The sequence below is a fragment of the Duganella sp. LjRoot269 genome (assembly GCF_964254095.1).
GTDB lineage: Bacteria > Pseudomonadota > Gammaproteobacteria > Burkholderiales > Burkholderiaceae_D > Rugamonas > Rugamonas hordei.
Genome location: NZ_CAXUSL020000001.1, coordinates 449,852 through 463,972, shown reverse-complemented (window position 1 = coordinate 463,972; position 14,121 = coordinate 449,852). Strand labels below are relative to the sequence as shown.

At 62.3% G+C, this 14,121-nt stretch carries 16 protein-coding genes and 1 tRNA gene; 6 read left to right on the top strand and 11 right to left on the bottom strand.

Annotated features, from left to right (window positions below):
* Positions 1 to 9: 9 nt before the first annotated feature.
* Together ACSQ3S_RS02010 and ACSQ3S_RS02005 are read left to right on the top strand one after the other, a co-directional pair.
* Positions 10 to 1,110, top strand: a complete 1,101-nt coding sequence (locus ACSQ3S_RS02010) for a helix-turn-helix transcriptional regulator (RefSeq protein ID WP_436141446.1) — start codon at positions 10 to 12, stop codon at positions 1,108 to 1,110.
* Positions 1,111 to 1,188: 78 nt separating this feature from the next.
* Positions 1,189 to 2,658 (top strand): amidohydrolase family protein, encoded by a 1,470-nt coding sequence (locus ACSQ3S_RS02005; protein ID WP_436141445.1) that lies wholly within the window; start codon positions 1,189 to 1,191, stop codon positions 2,656 to 2,658.
* On the opposite strand, the gene ACSQ3S_RS02000 is transcribed toward ACSQ3S_RS02005, so the two are convergent.
* The 3 genes from ACSQ3S_RS02000 to ACSQ3S_RS01990 form a co-directional block, all read right to left on the bottom strand.
* Positions 2,659 to 3,612 carry an NAD(P)H-dependent flavin oxidoreductase gene (locus ACSQ3S_RS02000; protein ID WP_176653166.1) on the bottom strand — a complete coding sequence of 318 codons (954 nt, stop codon included), beginning with the start codon at positions 3,610 to 3,612 and terminating at the stop codon, positions 2,659 to 2,661.
* A 99-nt stretch (positions 3,613 to 3,711) separates the two neighbouring features.
* A complete protein-coding gene (locus ACSQ3S_RS01995) occupies positions 3,712 to 4,620 on the bottom strand; it encodes an MBL fold metallo-hydrolase (RefSeq protein WP_436141444.1) in 909 nt (302 codons plus the stop codon).
* The gene (locus ACSQ3S_RS01990) at positions 4,617 to 4,859 is read right to left on the bottom strand and encodes a DUF1289 domain-containing protein (protein WP_176653168.1); all 243 of its coding nucleotides are present in this window, start codon (positions 4,857 to 4,859) and stop codon (positions 4,617 to 4,619) included. Before ACSQ3S_RS01990 ends, ACSQ3S_RS01995 begins: the two co-directional genes overlap by 4 nt.
* Positions 4,860 to 4,944: 85 nt before the next feature.
* Between ACSQ3S_RS01990 and ACSQ3S_RS01985 the strand changes: the two genes are divergently transcribed.
* Positions 4,945 to 5,358, top strand: a complete 414-nt coding sequence (locus tag ACSQ3S_RS01985; protein ID WP_176653169.1) for a CopG family transcriptional regulator — start codon at positions 4,945 to 4,947, stop codon at positions 5,356 to 5,358.
* Between the two features lie 11 nt (positions 5,359 to 5,369).
* Positions 5,370 to 6,584, top strand: a complete 1,215-nt coding sequence (locus ACSQ3S_RS01980) for an extracellular catalytic domain type 1 short-chain-length polyhydroxyalkanoate depolymerase (RefSeq protein WP_436141443.1) — start codon at positions 5,370 to 5,372, stop codon at positions 6,582 to 6,584.
* A 79-nt stretch (positions 6,585 to 6,663) separates the two neighbouring features.
* Here the strand turns inward: ACSQ3S_RS01980 and ACSQ3S_RS01975 are convergent, their stop codons facing one another.
* From ACSQ3S_RS01975 to ACSQ3S_RS01940, 8 genes are all read right to left on the bottom strand, one after another.
* Positions 6,664 to 6,948, bottom strand: coding sequence for a hypothetical protein (locus ACSQ3S_RS01975; RefSeq protein ID WP_176653170.1), 285 nt, complete (start codon positions 6,946 to 6,948; stop codon positions 6,664 to 6,666).
* Positions 6,949 to 7,014: 66 nt separating this feature from the next.
* On the bottom strand, positions 7,015 to 7,233 hold the full coding sequence (locus ACSQ3S_RS01970) for a hypothetical protein (RefSeq protein WP_176653171.1): 219 nt from the start codon (positions 7,231 to 7,233) through the stop codon (positions 7,015 to 7,017).
* A gap of 129 nt (positions 7,234 to 7,362) precedes the next feature.
* Positions 7,363 to 7,545 (bottom strand): hypothetical protein, encoded by a 183-nt coding sequence (locus ACSQ3S_RS01965; RefSeq protein ID WP_176653172.1) that lies wholly within the window; start codon positions 7,543 to 7,545, stop codon positions 7,363 to 7,365.
* A 119-nt stretch (positions 7,546 to 7,664) separates the two neighbouring features.
* Entirely contained in the window at positions 7,665 to 8,798 is a 1,134-nt protein-coding gene (locus ACSQ3S_RS01960; RefSeq protein WP_436141442.1) for a response regulator, read from the bottom strand.
* A 13-nt stretch (positions 8,799 to 8,811) separates the two neighbouring features.
* Complete coding sequence (locus ACSQ3S_RS01955) at positions 8,812 to 11,871, bottom strand: response regulator (protein WP_436141441.1); 3,060 nt, start codon at positions 11,869 to 11,871, stop codon at positions 8,812 to 8,814.
* Positions 11,872 to 11,887: 16 nt separating this feature from the next.
* Entirely contained in the window at positions 11,888 to 12,082 is a 195-nt protein-coding gene (locus ACSQ3S_RS01950; protein ID WP_436141440.1) for a cysteine-rich CWC family protein, read from the bottom strand.
* Between the two features lie 6 nt (positions 12,083 to 12,088).
* Positions 12,089 to 12,343 carry a zf-HC2 domain-containing protein gene (locus ACSQ3S_RS01945; RefSeq protein WP_176653176.1) on the bottom strand — a complete coding sequence of 85 codons (255 nt, stop codon included), beginning with the start codon at positions 12,341 to 12,343 and terminating at the stop codon, positions 12,089 to 12,091.
* Positions 12,344 to 12,367: 24 nt separating this feature from the next.
* On the bottom strand, positions 12,368 to 12,943 hold the full coding sequence (locus ACSQ3S_RS01940; protein ID WP_176653177.1) for a sigma-70 family RNA polymerase sigma factor: 576 nt from the start codon (positions 12,941 to 12,943) through the stop codon (positions 12,368 to 12,370).
* Between the two features lie 144 nt (positions 12,944 to 13,087).
* Between ACSQ3S_RS01940 and argB the strand changes: the two genes are divergently transcribed.
* Both argB and ACSQ3S_RS01930 read left to right on the top strand, forming a co-directional pair.
* Positions 13,088 to 13,981: an acetylglutamate kinase gene (gene argB, locus ACSQ3S_RS01935; protein WP_176653178.1), complete on the top strand. Its 894-nt coding sequence runs from the start codon at positions 13,088 to 13,090 to the stop codon at positions 13,979 to 13,981.
* A 54-nt stretch (positions 13,982 to 14,035) separates the two neighbouring features.
* Positions 14,036 to 14,110 (top strand) — tRNA-Thr (locus ACSQ3S_RS01930).
* Positions 14,111 to 14,121 lie beyond the last annotated feature (11 nt).

Sequence of the window (14,121 nt, the reverse complement as noted above, 5' to 3'; positions counted from 1 at the left end):
ATTTGTATCATGTTGATACAGATACTCTCGGGCTTATACCTGCTGGCGATCGGCCAGGCCTTCTTCCTCAGCGCCACGCTGCTGAGCACCCGCCAGCCGGAAATGCGCACCGCCAACCGGCTGCTGTCCGCGCTGCTGCTGATGTTCGCGGCCATCATGGGTCACGGCTGGCTGGGGATCAATCATCTCTACCCGCAGTATCCGCACAGCGCGCTGTCCATCGTCACGCTGGGATTGGCCGTCGGGCCGCTGTTGTATCTCTACCTGCATGCGATGCTGTCCGACCAGCCGCTGGGCCGCCGCGCGCTGCTGCATTTTGTGCCGTTCGGCGCCGCCACGCTGGCGATGATGCCGTTCTACCTGCGCCCGGCCGCTGAAAAACTGGCGTGGATGCGGCAGTGGGACGGCCTGCCGTGGTATCTGGCGCTGGGCGGAGTGGTCAAGCTGGCGATCCTGCTGTCTTATATCTACGCCAGCTACCGGCTGGTGCAGCGGGTGCCGGCCGATTCCGGCCTGCTGCACGGCCTGCGGCGGCTGATGCGCGTCTGGCTGGCCAGCGCCGCGCTGAGCATCGCCGCGCTGGCGATGGCGCTGCTGGACGTCGAGCTGCCGGTGTCCGCCGATGCCGTGGACGGCATCGCGCTGATGCTGTTCGTGTTCGCGACCGCCTTCACGGCGATGCGGCTGCCGCTGGGCTATCGCCCTCAAACGCTGCCGCCACCGAAACCTCGCTACGCCAGCAACAAGTTATCCACAGCCGACAGCGGCGCCTTCCTGGCACGGCTGACCGCCTGCATGGAGCGGGACCAGCCCTACCGTAACGGCGAGTTGAAGCTGGAAGAACTGGCCGGACAGATCGCGATGACGCCGCACGAACTGTCCCAGCTGATCAACGAAAGCTGCGGCACCAATTTTGCCGATTTTCTGAACCGATACCGCGTCGAGGCGCTCAAATTCGCCCTTCTCGACCCGCAACAGAGCAGTGCCAGCATCCTGGACCTGGCGATGTTGGCCGGATTTAATAGCAAAAGCGCGATGAACCGCGTATTTAAAAAGTCCACCGGCATGACGCCCGGCGAGTTCCGCAGCCAGGCCGAAACGCCCGCGTAGCGAGTGCCAAATCATCATTTGGGACGCAAAACCCCGTCCCGGGCTGCAAACTGGGCTCATCACAACACGGAGCCTAGTATGAAAACCACCAAACTGATCGCCAGCCTGTCCCTCCTGATCTGCGCCCAGGCCTGCGCCGCGCCGCAGACCTGGATCACCAACGTCAAGCTGGTGTCGCCGGAAAAACTGGACAGCATCGTCGCCGGCAGCGTGCTGATTGAAGACGACCGCATCGTGCGCGTCGAACGCGGCGCCGGCCACAAGGCCCCGAAAGGCGCCCGTACCATCGACGGCAAAGGCGGCTACCTGACGCCAGGCCTGATCGACTCGCACGTGCACCTGTATGCGGTGCCCGGCATGAGCTTCGAGCAGGCCGACAAAATGAAGACCATGGCCGCCGACTATTTCGCGCAGATGCCGCGCTCCTTCCTCTACTACGGCTACACCACGGTGATCGACCTGGCCGCCGGTAGCCGCAGCTTCATCGACCGGGTCAAGGCATCGCCGCTGCACCCGGACATCTATGACTGCGGCGCGCCGCTGGTGTTCGCCAACGGCTACCCGTCGGCGTACGCCTCGCCCGAGACGCGCTTCGATACCTTCTCCAACTTCATCTACGATCCGGCGCAGGCCGACAAGATCCCGGCCCGGTTCAAGCCGGAGGACTACACGCCGGCCAAGGGCGTGGCACGGGTCAAGGCCGACAACGCCATCTGCGTCAAGACCCACTTCGAACATGGCTTCGGCGCCATGCACAACCTGCCGGTGATGAGCCCCGCCGTGTACGCCGAAGTGCGCTCGGCCGCGACCAAAGAAGGCGTGGTGCTGGTCACCCACGGCAATTCGTTCGAGGCGCAGACCTTCGCCGTCAACGGCGGCGTCGACGTGCTGGCGCACGGCATGTGGCACTGGGGGGCGCTGGACAAGGAAAAGGAACTGCCGGCCGAGATCAAGCAGCTGCTCGACAAGATCGTCGAACGCAAGATCGGCTTCCAGCCGACGATGCAGGTGCTGTACGGCCTGGGCGCCTACTTCGACCCGGCCTACCTGAACAACCCGGCGCTGGCCAAGCTGCTGCCGCCTGCGATGCTGGCGTGGCTGAAGACGCCAGAGGGCGCATGGTTCAAGCAGGAGATCGCCGAGGATGAAACCGACGCCGTGATCCTGAGGGGAATGGAAGCGCCGCTGCGCCGCCAGGCGCAAGTGGTGGCCTACCTGGCCAGCAAGGACGCCAACTTCGTGTTCGGCACCGATACGCCGTCGTCGCCGACCTACGGCAACATCCCCGGCCTGAACGGCTACCTGGAAATGCAGGACATGCACAAGGCCGGCATGTCGCTGGCGCAGGTGTTCAAGTCGGCCACCATCAACAACGCCCGTACCTTCAAGATCGACGCGCAAGTCGGCACCATCGAGGCGGGCAAGGTGGCGAACCTGGTGCTGATGAAGATGTCGCCGCTGGCCGACATCCGCGCCTACGACAGCGTGGACACGGTCTGGGTGCGCGGCAAACAGGCTGCGCGCGGCAGCCTGGCGGTCAAACAGTAATTACAGCGCCAGGCGCGCGCGGGCCGCGTCGTACTCGCGCTTCAGGCGTGCCACCATCTCGGCGGTGGTCGGCACGTCGTCCATCAGGCCCACGCCCTGGCCGGCGCCCCAGATGTCGCGCCAGGCCTTGGCGCTGCTGGAACCGAAGTTCATCGAGCTCTTGTCGGCCTGCGGCAGCGCGTCCGGATCCAGGCCGGCGGCCATGATGGACTTCTTCAGGTAGTTGCCGTGCACGCCGGTGAACAGGTTTGAATACACGATGTCCGCCGCCGTCGATTCCACGATCGCATTGCGATAGTCGTCGCTGACGTTCGACTCCTGCGTCGCCAGCCAGCGCGAGCCGATGTAGGCGAAGTCCGCGCCCATCGCCTGCGCCGCCAGGATCGCATCGCCGGTCGCGATGGAGCCGGACAGCGCGATCGGGCCCTTGAAGAACTTACGTATCTCGCCCACCAGCGCGAACGGCGACAGGGTGCCGGCATGGCCGCCGGCGCCGCTGGCCACCAGGATCAGGCCATCGACGCCGGCTTCCAGCGCCTTCTCGGCGTGGCGGATCGAGATCACGTCGTGCATGACGATGCCGCCGTAGCTGTGGATCGCGTCCAGCATCTCTTTCGGCGGCGCGCGCAGCGACGAGATGATGATGGGGATCTGGTGCTTGACGCAGACTTCGACGTCGTGCGCCAGGCGGTCGTTCGACTGGTGCACGATCTGGTTGACGGCGATCGGGCCGACGCGCTTGTCCGGATTGGCCATCTGGAAGTCGGCCAGTTCCTTTTGCAGGTCGGTCAGCCACACATCCAGCGTTTCCGCCGGACGTGCGTTCAGCGCCGGGAACGAGCCGACGATGCCGGCCTTGCACTGCGCCGCCACCAGGGCCGGGCCGCTGGCGATGAACATCGGGGAGGCGATGACGGGAAGGGAGAGGTTTTGCAACGCTGCAGGCAGGGCCATGGCGAACTCACTGACGGAAGTTATCGGAAAACCGATTATAGATCCAAAAAAGTACGATCGTGCAGAAACTAGGCAAGTCCCTCTATATTCGCCCTGCCCTTACTCATTAAGTAAGTACTCACCCTCAATACGTGCCGCAGCTGCGCGCACCAGCTGGCTGGTAGCCCAGGAACCTAGCTGCTCCGGCGTCTGCTTCAGGAAGTTGGCATTGGCGGACGCGAACACCGGCATCGCCAGCAAAAGCTGCGGCACCTCGGCCAGCAGGATGCGCTGGCGCTCCAGCAGCAGGAACTTCAGCAGCACCTTCAGCGCGTTCTGCGCATTGCGCACCGGATCGGCTTGCAGGTAATCGAGCCGCGAGCGGGCCCGCGCCAGCGCGCCGGCCACGTCCTCGAACGGCTTGCCGTGGCCGGGGATCACCAGCCGCACGTCCAGCCCCTCGATCACGTCCAGCGTAGCGCGTTCCTCGGCAAAGCCGGACAAGCCGTCCAGCTCCGGGAAGATGACGCCGAAGCCGTTCTCCCACAGCGCGTCCGCCGAGATCAGCACCCGCTCCTGCGGACAGTAAAAGATCAGCGAATGCGGATCGTGGCCGGGCGCGCCGAGCGCCTGCCATTCCATATCGGCCAGTTGCAGCACGTCGCCGGGGGCGATGGTGGCGTCGAAAGTGAAACGATCGCAGCGCTGGCCGGTGGCCTTGAAGCTGAGCGCCTCCACGTCCCAGTGACGCACCTTGTCCGCCTCGGCCGCCGGGATCGACGTGCGCGCGCCGAAATGCGCCTGCAGCGTGGTGTTGCCGCCGCAATGATCGGAATGCAGATGGGTGTTGACGATCTGGTCGAGATGGCGTCCGTGCAGCGCATGACGCACCAGCGCCAGCGTTTGCGGCGCGTGCGTCACGTAGCCGGTATCGATGATCGCCGTGTCATGGCGGCCCAGCAGCATCACGTTGTTGGACGACAGCCAGCCCCGTTCAAATACCTGGATCGAATCGGGCAACCCGTTCATTGATCGTCAAAGTTGATTAATTGTTCACGGCGGCGGATCTCCGCCCACACGCCGCGCTTGTAATCGTCATCCGCCTTCGACCACGCGATGATCTCCGGAATGGTGCGCATGCAGCCCATACAATACATGCGATCCTCATCCATTTTGCACAGGCTGACGCAAGGCGACGGCACCGGTGTTGCCAATTCGGGCGAATTTTCAGATCCCTCGGCGGGAATTAAGTTAGTTGGCTCACTCATACGCCCATTATGCCTCGAACACCCTTGACTTAGGGAGTTTCATCTCCATAATACCATCCATGTAGATGGTAACCGGATGGAGACTATGGCAAAGCAAGAATTAAAACTGAAGACCGCTGAATCGGAAAAAATCACCATCAACCTCGGTCCCATAGACCTTGGACAGATAGACTTGCTGGTACAGGAAGGGTTCTACTCGAACCGTACCGACTTGATCCGCACAGCGATCCGCAATCAGTTGAACCAGCACGCCGACGTCGTCAAGCAGACGGTGGCGCGCAAAAGCCTTGTGCTCGGTATGCAGCATTACTCGCGCGCCGACCTGGAAGCCATCCAGGCGGCGGGACAGCGGCTGCAGATACAGGTACTGGGCTTGGCCAGCATCGCCAGCGACGTATCGGTCGAACTGGCACTGGCAACAATCGAATCAATCTTCGTATTAGGCTCCCTGCACGCCAGCGCCGTGCTGAAAACCGCGCTGGCCAAACGGATCCACTAAAGGACACCAACATGAAACTACCCCTGCTATCCCAGATGCGCGAAGCCGCGCAAAGACTATTGAACCGAAATTCCACCGCCGCCATGCAACAGGCGATGGCGACCGTTCAGGAAGCCATGCGCGCGCACCAGCCGGCGCCGCCGGCTTCCGCACAACCGGCGATGCGCGACCTGAATCCGCCGCCTGGCCACGCACAGCCAAAATCCGCGCCATCCAGCACGGCGCCGGAGACCGCGCCAGCCGCAACGCCGAACCCGGCCACCAATCCGACCGAGTTCGCGCAGGACATGCTGAACCGCATGGGCATCCAGATCGACCTGCAGGCGAATATCGACCGCGCCATCGACGCCGGCAGCTTCACGCATCCATCGGCGCCCGCCCCGCTGCCGGAAGGCGCGCAGTTCATCAAGGGCAGCTACACGAATCACGCCGGCACCCGCAACTACAAGCTGTACGTCCCGTCCACCTACCGTGGCCAGGCGATGCCGCTGCTGGTGATGCTCCACGGCTGCACGCAGGATCCCGACGATTTCGCCGCCGGCACGCAGATGAACCAGGTGGCGGAAGAGATGGAATGCCTGGTCGCCTATCCGGAGCAGAACGCCGGCGCCAACCACTCCAAGTGCTGGAACTGGTTCAACGCCATCGACCAGACGCGCGGCCAGGGCGAGCCGTCGATCATCGCCGGCATCACGCAGCAGATCATCGACGAGTATCCGGTCAACGAGCGCCAGGTGTTCGTGGCGGGCCTGTCGGCCGGCGGCGCGATGGCGGCGATTGTCGCCACGCTGTATCCGGAAATGTTTGCCGCCGTGGGCGTGCATTCGGGCTTGCCGTTCGCCTCGGCGCAGGACCTGCCGTCGGCGCTGACGGCCATGAAGCGCGGCGCCGCCTCGCTCAAGACCAGCGACGGTTCGCAGCCCATCATCGTCTTCCATGGCGACAGCGACACCACCGTCAATCCGCGCAACGGCGAGCAGGTGATCGAGCAGCGGCTGCACAGCCACAAGGGTGCGTCGCTGACGCAATCGGGATCGGTGCCGAACGGCCACCGCTACACGCAGACCACGCACACCAAGGCGGATGGTACGCCGGTGGGCGAACACTGGGTGGTGCACGGCGCCGGCCACGCATGGTTCGGCGGCAGCTCCAACGGCACCTACACCGACGCCAAAGGTCCGGACGCCAGCCGCGAGATGCTGCGCTTCTTCCGCACGGTCAGCTAAGGTGTGCTAGCTCGGACTTGAGCTGACTCAGAGTGCCCGATGACTGCCGGCTTCCGCCTGCGGATTCAACCGGTAGGAGTCATGTTGATAGCTCGTTATTAAGGCGATAAATGCGCTCAATTTCATCCGAGGACAATCTGGTAAGGCAACTGTCTACTTCCTGTAATCGCGCACATGCAGGGAAATGTAAAGTGATAATTTCACCGCCTGGGCGTTCGGCGATAGTCCGGTAATCGGAAGGCAAGTCGCAGTCCTCGCAAAGATAGTCATCGATGAAGTCAGCTAACTCATAATCACCCACAACGACGATGACATGCTCCTCATTGTAGAGTCCGATTTGAATATGGGGCAAAACTTGCTTCATCTTTTTCCCAACAAATTCATATAAAAACACCGATGCCGACGGGCTGCTGCTGGCTGCGGCAGCGTTCTATTTTTCGTCTATGCTAAGGTTGGCCATAGACTTTGCGCGCAATTTCATCACTCCGGCAACGAATACAACAATGCCAATGACAATAAAGCCACCGGCTTCGAACTGTCTCCAAGAAAACTGTTCGGCATTAAACAGAAGAAACACGCCAGCGGCGACCAATAGTGGCCCAAGTAACCACGCTGGCAGCCGCTCCCATGGCAAGAAGGCTAGTCCCATATCTCTCTCCAGGCTTCGATTATGAACGTTTACTCATGTTTTCCGACTATCTTTAGCAGTCCGTTCCGGGCCGTAAGCCGAAATTAACCTGAATTCTTCAAATGGAGCAATTCGCCACCACTTTCGGAATCATTGAATTCCTTTGAGTATCACCGCTATGCCAGCCATCAGCATGATGGATTCGAAGCCTGCGTACCAATGTTTCTTTTTAACCTGATAAATCTTAGTATCAACATCAATAGCGCGGTACCAGTGGATGCCGAGGACGATAGCGCAGGAGATTATGGGGACTAGTCCTCGAAAGTTTTCCATTTGATTTCCTATAGTGTATAGAAAGTACGGTGTCCATCTGCTACTGGTCGGTAACAGACGCATGAGAACTCTAATCCATCTGACGACTCACGTCAGGTCAAGGATCCACTGGCAAAGCATCAGCTGGTAAAGCGCTCGATCTTCGCGCGTGTGTGCTCCATGTCGTGATCGGAGTCCGCGTAGCGTTTGGCGATCTCGATGAACTCCGGCTGCAGTTCGAGGAAGGCGTCCAGCATGTCGGGATCGAAATGCGAGCCGCGGCCTTCGATCATGATCGCCACCGCAGCCTCGTGCGACATGCCGTCCTTGTAGACGCGGCGGCTGATCAGCGCGTCGTACACGTCGGCCACCGCCATCAGCCGCGCCGAGATCGGAATATCGTCGCCGGCCAGGCCTTCGGGATAGCCGCTGCCATCCCACTTCTCCTGGTGGCCGTAGGCGATCTCCTTGGCGTACTTGAGGAACTCCACTTCCAGGCCCAGCTCGCGCTCGGCCTGGCGGATCGCGTCGCGGCCCAGCGTGGTGTGGGTCTTCATGATCTCGAATTCGTTGCCCTCGAAGCGGCCAGGCTTGAGCAGGATGCGGTCGGGGATGCCGACCTTGCCGATGTCGTGCAACGGCGCGGACTTGAACAGCAGCTCAATCGTCTTGTCGGTCAAGAAGTCACTGAAGCGCGGATTGGCGCGCAGCTTTTCGGCCAGCGTCTTGACGTAGTGCGCGGTGCGGCGGATATGGTTGCCGGTTTCGCTGTCGCGCGTTTCGGCCAGCGAAGCCATGGTGTGGATGGTGACGTCCTGCAGCGCGACGATCTCGCGCGTGCGCTTCTCGATTTCCGTTTCGAGGAAGTTGTTCTGGTCGCGCAGGAAGTCGTGCACGCGCTTCATCGACAGTTGGGTCTTGATGCGCGCCAGGACGATGGGCGCGGAGATCGGCTTGGTGATGTAGTCCGCCGCACCGAGGCCCAGGCCCAGCTGCTCGTCCACCGTCTCGCTCATCGCGGTGACGAAGATGACCGGAATGTCGCGCGTATCGGGATTGGCCTTGAGCGCCTTGCAGACATCGTAGCCGCTCATGCCCGGCATCATCACGTCCAGCAGGATCAGGTCCGGCTTGGCTTCGCCGTTGGCGATTTTCAGCGCGCGCTCGCCGTTGACGGCGATCTTGGTGCGGTAGTCCTCTTCCAGCACCGCGCACAGCAGGTCGATGTTATCGGGCGTGTCGTCGACCACGAGGATGGTTGGCTTGGCGTTCATCGGTTTTTCCTTCTTATAAATCGGCATTCAGCGAGATATCCAGCGCTGCGGCGGCGGACTTCAATTCATCCAGCGCGCCTTCGAAATCATACTGCCCCAGCAGGCGGCGCAGCTGGCGGCCATGCTCGGCCTGCCCTGCCGCGGTCAACAGCGGACAGATACGGTCCAGCAGCTTGACGGCGGCGCTGTCGTCCTGCGCCAGCAGCAACGCAAGCTCCTTCGCCATGGCGGCCAGTTCGCCGAGGTCGATCTGCTGCGGCGATTCAATCGCGGCGCCGGCGTCCGGCTTGTCGTTCATCGCCATGGCGATGCGGGCCACCAGGTCGCCCAGCTCCTGCGCCATGGCGGCGATGGCTTCGTCGCGGCCTTTGGTGGCGCCCATGGCCAGCATCTGTTCGACCTTGCCGGCGGCATCGGCCATGCCGGTTGCGCCGATATTTCCGGCCAGGCCTTTCACAGTATGCGCCTCGCGCGTGGCGCCGGCCAGGTCGTTGTTTTCGATGGCGTTGGCGATGCGCGTCATGGCGTCGATCTGGGTTTCCACAAAGCGCGACAACAGCTTGCGCATCAACTTGACGTTGCCGCCGACACGCTGCAGCGCCGCCTCCATGCGCAGGCCGGCGATGATGGGCAGCGCTTCGTCGCGGCTGTCGCCGGCGGGCTGGACTTCTGCCGCGTCGAGCGCCACAGGGTTCTTCACCTTGACCCAGCGCGACAGCGTCGTGAACAGTTGCGCCACGTCGATCGGCTTGGCAATGAAATCGTTCATACCGGCGGCGAGGCATTTTTCCTTGTCACCGACCATGGCGTTGGCGGTCATGGCGATCACCGGCAGGTTCGCGTGGCGCGGATCCTCGCGCAGCTTGCGGGTGGCGTCGTAGCCATCCATCACCGGCATCTGGCAGTCCATCAGCACGCCGTCGTAATCGGCCACGGCAATCTTGGCCAGCGCCATGGCGCCGTTGCTGGCGATGTCGACGCGGATGCCGGCGTCGCTGAGGATCTGCTGCGCCACTTCCTGGTTGACTTCATTGTCCTCCACCAGCAGCAGATACGCGCCGCGCACCGATTCCTCGGCCGCCATGTAGTCGGCGCGCCGGCGCGTGCGGCGGCAGCTGCTCAAGTCCTTGCCGAAGACCGTGGAAATCGAATCGAGCAACGTCGATGAGCTGACCGGCTTGTTCAGCATGGCGTCGATGGCGATGCCGCGCGTTTCGTCGAGCAGCACGTCGCGGTTGTAGGCGGTGACCATGATGACGGCGGGCGCCTCGGCGCCGGCTGCCGCGGCCTGCTCGCGCATCGCCTGCAGCGTTTCGATGCCGTTCATTCCGGGCATCTGCCAGTCCAGCAGCACGATGTTGAACGGACGGCCTTCGCCGCGCGCCTGTGCCACCATGTCGACGGCGCGCCGGCCGCTGTCGGCCGAGGCGGCGGCAAACTGCATGGCCGACAGCATGCCCATGAAGATTTCGCGGGCGCTGGCGTTGTCGTCCACCACCAGCACGCGCAGACCGGAAATGTCGGGCATCGGCTGCGGCGCCTCGATGGCGGCGACGCCGAATTCGGCGGTGAAGTGGAAAGTGCTGCCGACGCCGGGCTGACTTTCCAGGCCGATCTCGCCGTTCATCAATTCGACCAGGCGTTTGCTGATGGTCAGGCCCAGGCCGGTGCCGCCGTGATGGCGCGTGGTCGAGGTGTCCGCCTGCGAGAAGGCCTGGAACAGGCGCGATTGCTGCTCCGGCGTCATGCCCGGACCGGTGTCGCGCACATCGACGCGCAGGCGCACGCGCTGGTCCGCCAGGCGCTCGGCCACGCGTATCGTCACGACGATCTCGCCGTGCTGGGTGAACTTGATGGCGTTGTTGGTCAGGTTGATCATCACCTGGCCGAAGCGCAGCGGATCGCCGACCAGCGCCTGCGGCACTTCCGGCGCGATATCGAACAGCAGCTCCAGCCCCTTGTCCTGCGCGCGCATGATGGACAGGTCGGCGATATTCGCCATCACGTCTTCCACATAAAAATCGACCTGCTCGAAGGCCAGCTTGCCGGCCTCGATCTTCGAAAAGTCCAGGATATCGTTGATGATGCCCAGCAGGTTCTTGGCCGCGCCTTCGACCTTCTCCAGGTAGTTGCGCTGCTTCGGCGTCAGGTCTGTTTGCAGCGCCAGGTGCGTCATGCCGATGATGCCGTTCATCGGCGTGCGGATTTCGTGCGACATATTGGCCAGGAAGTCGGACTTCATCTTGGTCGCATCCTCGGCCACCGTCACCGCCTTGCGCAACTCCTGTTCGGCGGCCAGGCTGGCCGTCATCAGCTTCAGCGCATGCAGCAGCTCGCCCGTCTCGTCCTGCGACGTCACCTCGATGACGGAGCTCAGGTCGCCCTGCCCGACCCGCTTGGCGATCGCGATCGCTTCCTCCAGCGGACGCGTGATCGAGCGCGCCGAGAAGCCGAAGCCTATGCCGACGATCACCGCCAGCGCGCCCATCGCGGAAATCTCCATCAGCGACATGTTGATGTCGGCGCGCGCCTGTTCGGCGCTGGTCATCACCTGCGCCTGCTGCAGCTGGCCCAGCTTCTTGATCTCTTCCTGCAGGCGCTCCAGCGCCGGCAAGGCCATCGAGTTCATCTTCTCCTCGGCGGCCTCGCGGTCCTCGCCTTCGACCATGTCGGCCACGGCGATGAAGCTGTCGTAGTAGGCGGCACGCGCCTGCTTGACCTTCTCGATCTGCGCCCGCGCCTCCGGCGCCGCGTCCAGCCTGGCCAGCAGCTCCAGTTGCGCGTCGATGTCGATCTTGATCTTGTCGATGCGGCTGTAGCTGTCGATGCGGCGGTGCTTTTCCTTCTGGATGATCAGCGTGACGATGCGGGTCGCGGCCTCGCGCGACTGCGTGTCGATGGTGTTGATGGCGGCGCTGGCGGCCCAGTCCTGGTGCAGGATATGGTCGCTCTCGGCGCGGATGGCGTAGATGCGGCTGACGCCGACCAGTATCACGCCGATCAGCAGCAGGATCAGGATGATGTAGCCGCTGCTGATACGCGCGCGGATACCCATGTCGCTAAAACGACGCATGCTTGCTTCCTTGTGGCTAGCCGGCCGGCTTCGGATGGTCGGCGATGTGTTTCTTCAAACAGTCCGGGCACCAGCAGCTGGCGCCCGGCGTGGACGGTACCGGCAGCGAGGCCGGCAAATAGGTGCACCAGCAGGGCTGCGGCGGGGCCGACGGATCGTAGTCTGCCATCGCGCAACTGAATTCGGCGCCGCAGCGCGAGCAGGTGCTCATGGCGGGCTACGTGTGGCGATGTTCCGCTTCGTCGTCGTCCAGCGGCGGCGGGCTGTCGGGCTCAAAATCAAGCGGAAAGCGGCGCATGGCCGAACGCAGCATCGACATCTGGCCGTTGAACCGGGTGCAGGCGTCGCACACCATCAAGTGCAGCCGCATGCGGGTGCGCTCGACGAATGACAAATCGCGGTCCATCCCTTCCGACACCAGCCGGTGGACTTCCCGGCAGGTCGGCTTCAAGCCGGTTTTATGAGATTCCATAGTCGCAGACAATCAATGATGCGGTCACGTGGCCTGGCGGTTGCCAAACCAGTTCAAGTCCAGGCATTCACGCAAGCGCATGCGCGCCCGGTACAGGAGCACCCATGCATTAGACGTGGTAATCGCCAATTCCTTACAAATTTCGTCGGTTTCCAGCTCCAGCCACTCCCGCATCATGAAAATCCGGGCGGTCTTGGCCGGCAGCTTCTCCAGGCAGATCTCCAGCACCTTGAAGAAATCCTTCTGCTCCAGCGTGGCGTCGGGGTCGCCCCAGGCCATCGGCTGCTCGCGCGTGTGGCCGTCGGCGATGAACAAGGCGTCGATGGCGTCGTCCTCGGACTGGTCGTCGTGGGTGTCGATCTGACGCTCGCGCGAGCTGGCGCGCAGGCAGTCGATGATCTTGTACTTCAGGATGCCCGTCACATAGGTGCGCAGCGACGATTGGCCGGCAAAGCGCTCGGGCTTTTCCAGCACCGCGATCAGCGCATCCTGCACGGCGTCCTCCGCCAATGCCTGATTCCGAATTTGCAATTGTGCAAAACGGACAAGCAGTGGACGCATGACTTCTAGCTGGCGGTGGAGGGTGTCGGTGGCGGTCATAGTCGGGCAGCGTATCGGAGGTTCCGGGAAAATACAACCGGATGGCCCTATAATGCATGGTTGATTGCAGCATCAGGCTGTAAAATTGCACCAATTTTCCAAACCGGACTCGCCATGACCCAACTTGCTAACCTTAACTTAGGCATGACTGACGACTTGACCGCGGTGGCACCGCAGATCAAGGCGCAGATCCTGGCCGAGGCCCTGCCCTATATCCGTAACTTCCACGGCAAGACGATTGTCATCAAATACGGCGGCAATGCCATGACCGACGAGCGCCTGAAACACGGCTTCGCCCGCGATGTCATTTTGCTCAAGCTGGTGGGCATGAATCCGGTCGTGGTGCACGGCGGCGGTCCGCAGATCGACAACGCGCTGAAAAAAATCGGCAAGCAGGGCACCTTCGTGCAGGGCATGCGCATCACCGACGAAGAAACCATGGAAGTGGTGGAGTGGGTGCTGGGCGGCGAAGTCCAGCAGGACATCGTCATGCTGATCAATCACTACGGCGGCCAGGCGGTGGGCCTGACCGGCAAGGACGGCGGCCTGATACGCGCCAAGAAGATGTCCATGCCGGACAAGGACAATCCGGGCCAGTTCCTCGACATCGGCTTCGTCGGCGAGATCGACGCGATCAACCCGGCCGTGGTCAAGGCGCTGCAGGACGACGCCTTCATCCCGATCATTTCGCCGATCGGCTTCGGCCAGGATGGCCAGGCCTACAACATCAACGCCGACGTCGTCGCCGGCAAGATCGCGGAAATCCTGAAGGCTGAAAAGCTGATCATGATGACCAACATCGCCGGCGTGCAGGACAAGCAGGGCAATCTGGTGACCGACCTGTCGGCGCGCGAGATCGACGAGATGTTCGCCGACGGTACGATTTCGGGCGGCATGCTGCCTAAAATTTCATCAGCACTGGATGCGGCGAAGTCCGGCGTCAACACCGTTCACATCATCGACGGGCGAATTGAACACAGTTTATTGCTCGAGGTGTTGACCGAACAGGCTTTTGGCACTATGATCCGGTCTCACTGAAAAAACGGCGATGCACATTTTGCCGCGATTTCAAGTGCATCGCCATACCAGTACGCCCTTTTAGCTCAGTGGTAGAGCACTCCCTTGGTAAGGGAGAGGCCACGTGTTCAATCCACGTAAAGGGCACCATCTTTCGGCTT

Coding starts and splice junctions, on each gene's coding strand:
- ACSQ3S_RS02010 (WP_436141446.1), top strand. CDS start 10: ATGTTGATACAGATACTCTCGGGCTTATACCTGCTGGCGATCGGCCAG.
- ACSQ3S_RS02005 (WP_436141445.1), top strand. CDS start 1,189: ATGAAAACCACCAAACTGATCGCCAGCCTGTCCCTCCTGATCTGCGCC.
- ACSQ3S_RS02000 (WP_176653166.1), bottom strand. CDS start 3,612: ATGGCCCTGCCTGCAGCGTTGCAAAACCTCTCCCTTCCCGTCATCGCC.
- ACSQ3S_RS01995 (WP_436141444.1), bottom strand. CDS start 4,620: ATGAACGGGTTGCCCGATTCGATCCAGGTATTTGAACGGGGCTGGCTG.
- ACSQ3S_RS01990 (WP_176653168.1), bottom strand. CDS start 4,859: ATGAGTGAGCCAACTAACTTAATTCCCGCCGAGGGATCTGAAAATTCG.
- ACSQ3S_RS01985 (WP_176653169.1), top strand. CDS start 4,945: ATGGCAAAGCAAGAATTAAAACTGAAGACCGCTGAATCGGAAAAAATC.
- ACSQ3S_RS01980 (WP_436141443.1), top strand. CDS start 5,370: ATGAAACTACCCCTGCTATCCCAGATGCGCGAAGCCGCGCAAAGACTA.
- ACSQ3S_RS01975 (WP_176653170.1), bottom strand. CDS start 6,948: ATGAAGCAAGTTTTGCCCCATATTCAAATCGGACTCTACAATGAGGAG.
- ACSQ3S_RS01970 (WP_176653171.1), bottom strand. CDS start 7,233: ATGGGACTAGCCTTCTTGCCATGGGAGCGGCTGCCAGCGTGGTTACTT.
- ACSQ3S_RS01965 (WP_176653172.1), bottom strand. CDS start 7,545: ATGGAAAACTTTCGAGGACTAGTCCCCATAATCTCCTGCGCTATCGTC.
- ACSQ3S_RS01960 (WP_436141442.1), bottom strand. CDS start 8,798: ATGAACGCCAAGCCAACCATCCTCGTGGTCGACGACACGCCCGATAAC.
- ACSQ3S_RS01955 (WP_436141441.1), bottom strand. CDS start 11,871: ATGCGTCGTTTTAGCGACATGGGTATCCGCGCGCGTATCAGCAGCGGC.
- ACSQ3S_RS01950 (WP_436141440.1), bottom strand. CDS start 12,082: ATGAGCACCTGCTCGCGCTGCGGCGCCGAATTCAGTTGCGCGATGGCA.
- ACSQ3S_RS01945 (WP_176653176.1), bottom strand. CDS start 12,343: ATGGAATCTCATAAAACCGGCTTGAAGCCGACCTGCCGGGAAGTCCAC.
- ACSQ3S_RS01940 (WP_176653177.1), bottom strand. CDS start 12,943: ATGACCGCCACCGACACCCTCCACCGCCAGCTAGAAGTCATGCGTCCA.
- argB (WP_176653178.1), top strand. CDS start 13,088: ATGACTGACGACTTGACCGCGGTGGCACCGCAGATCAAGGCGCAGATC.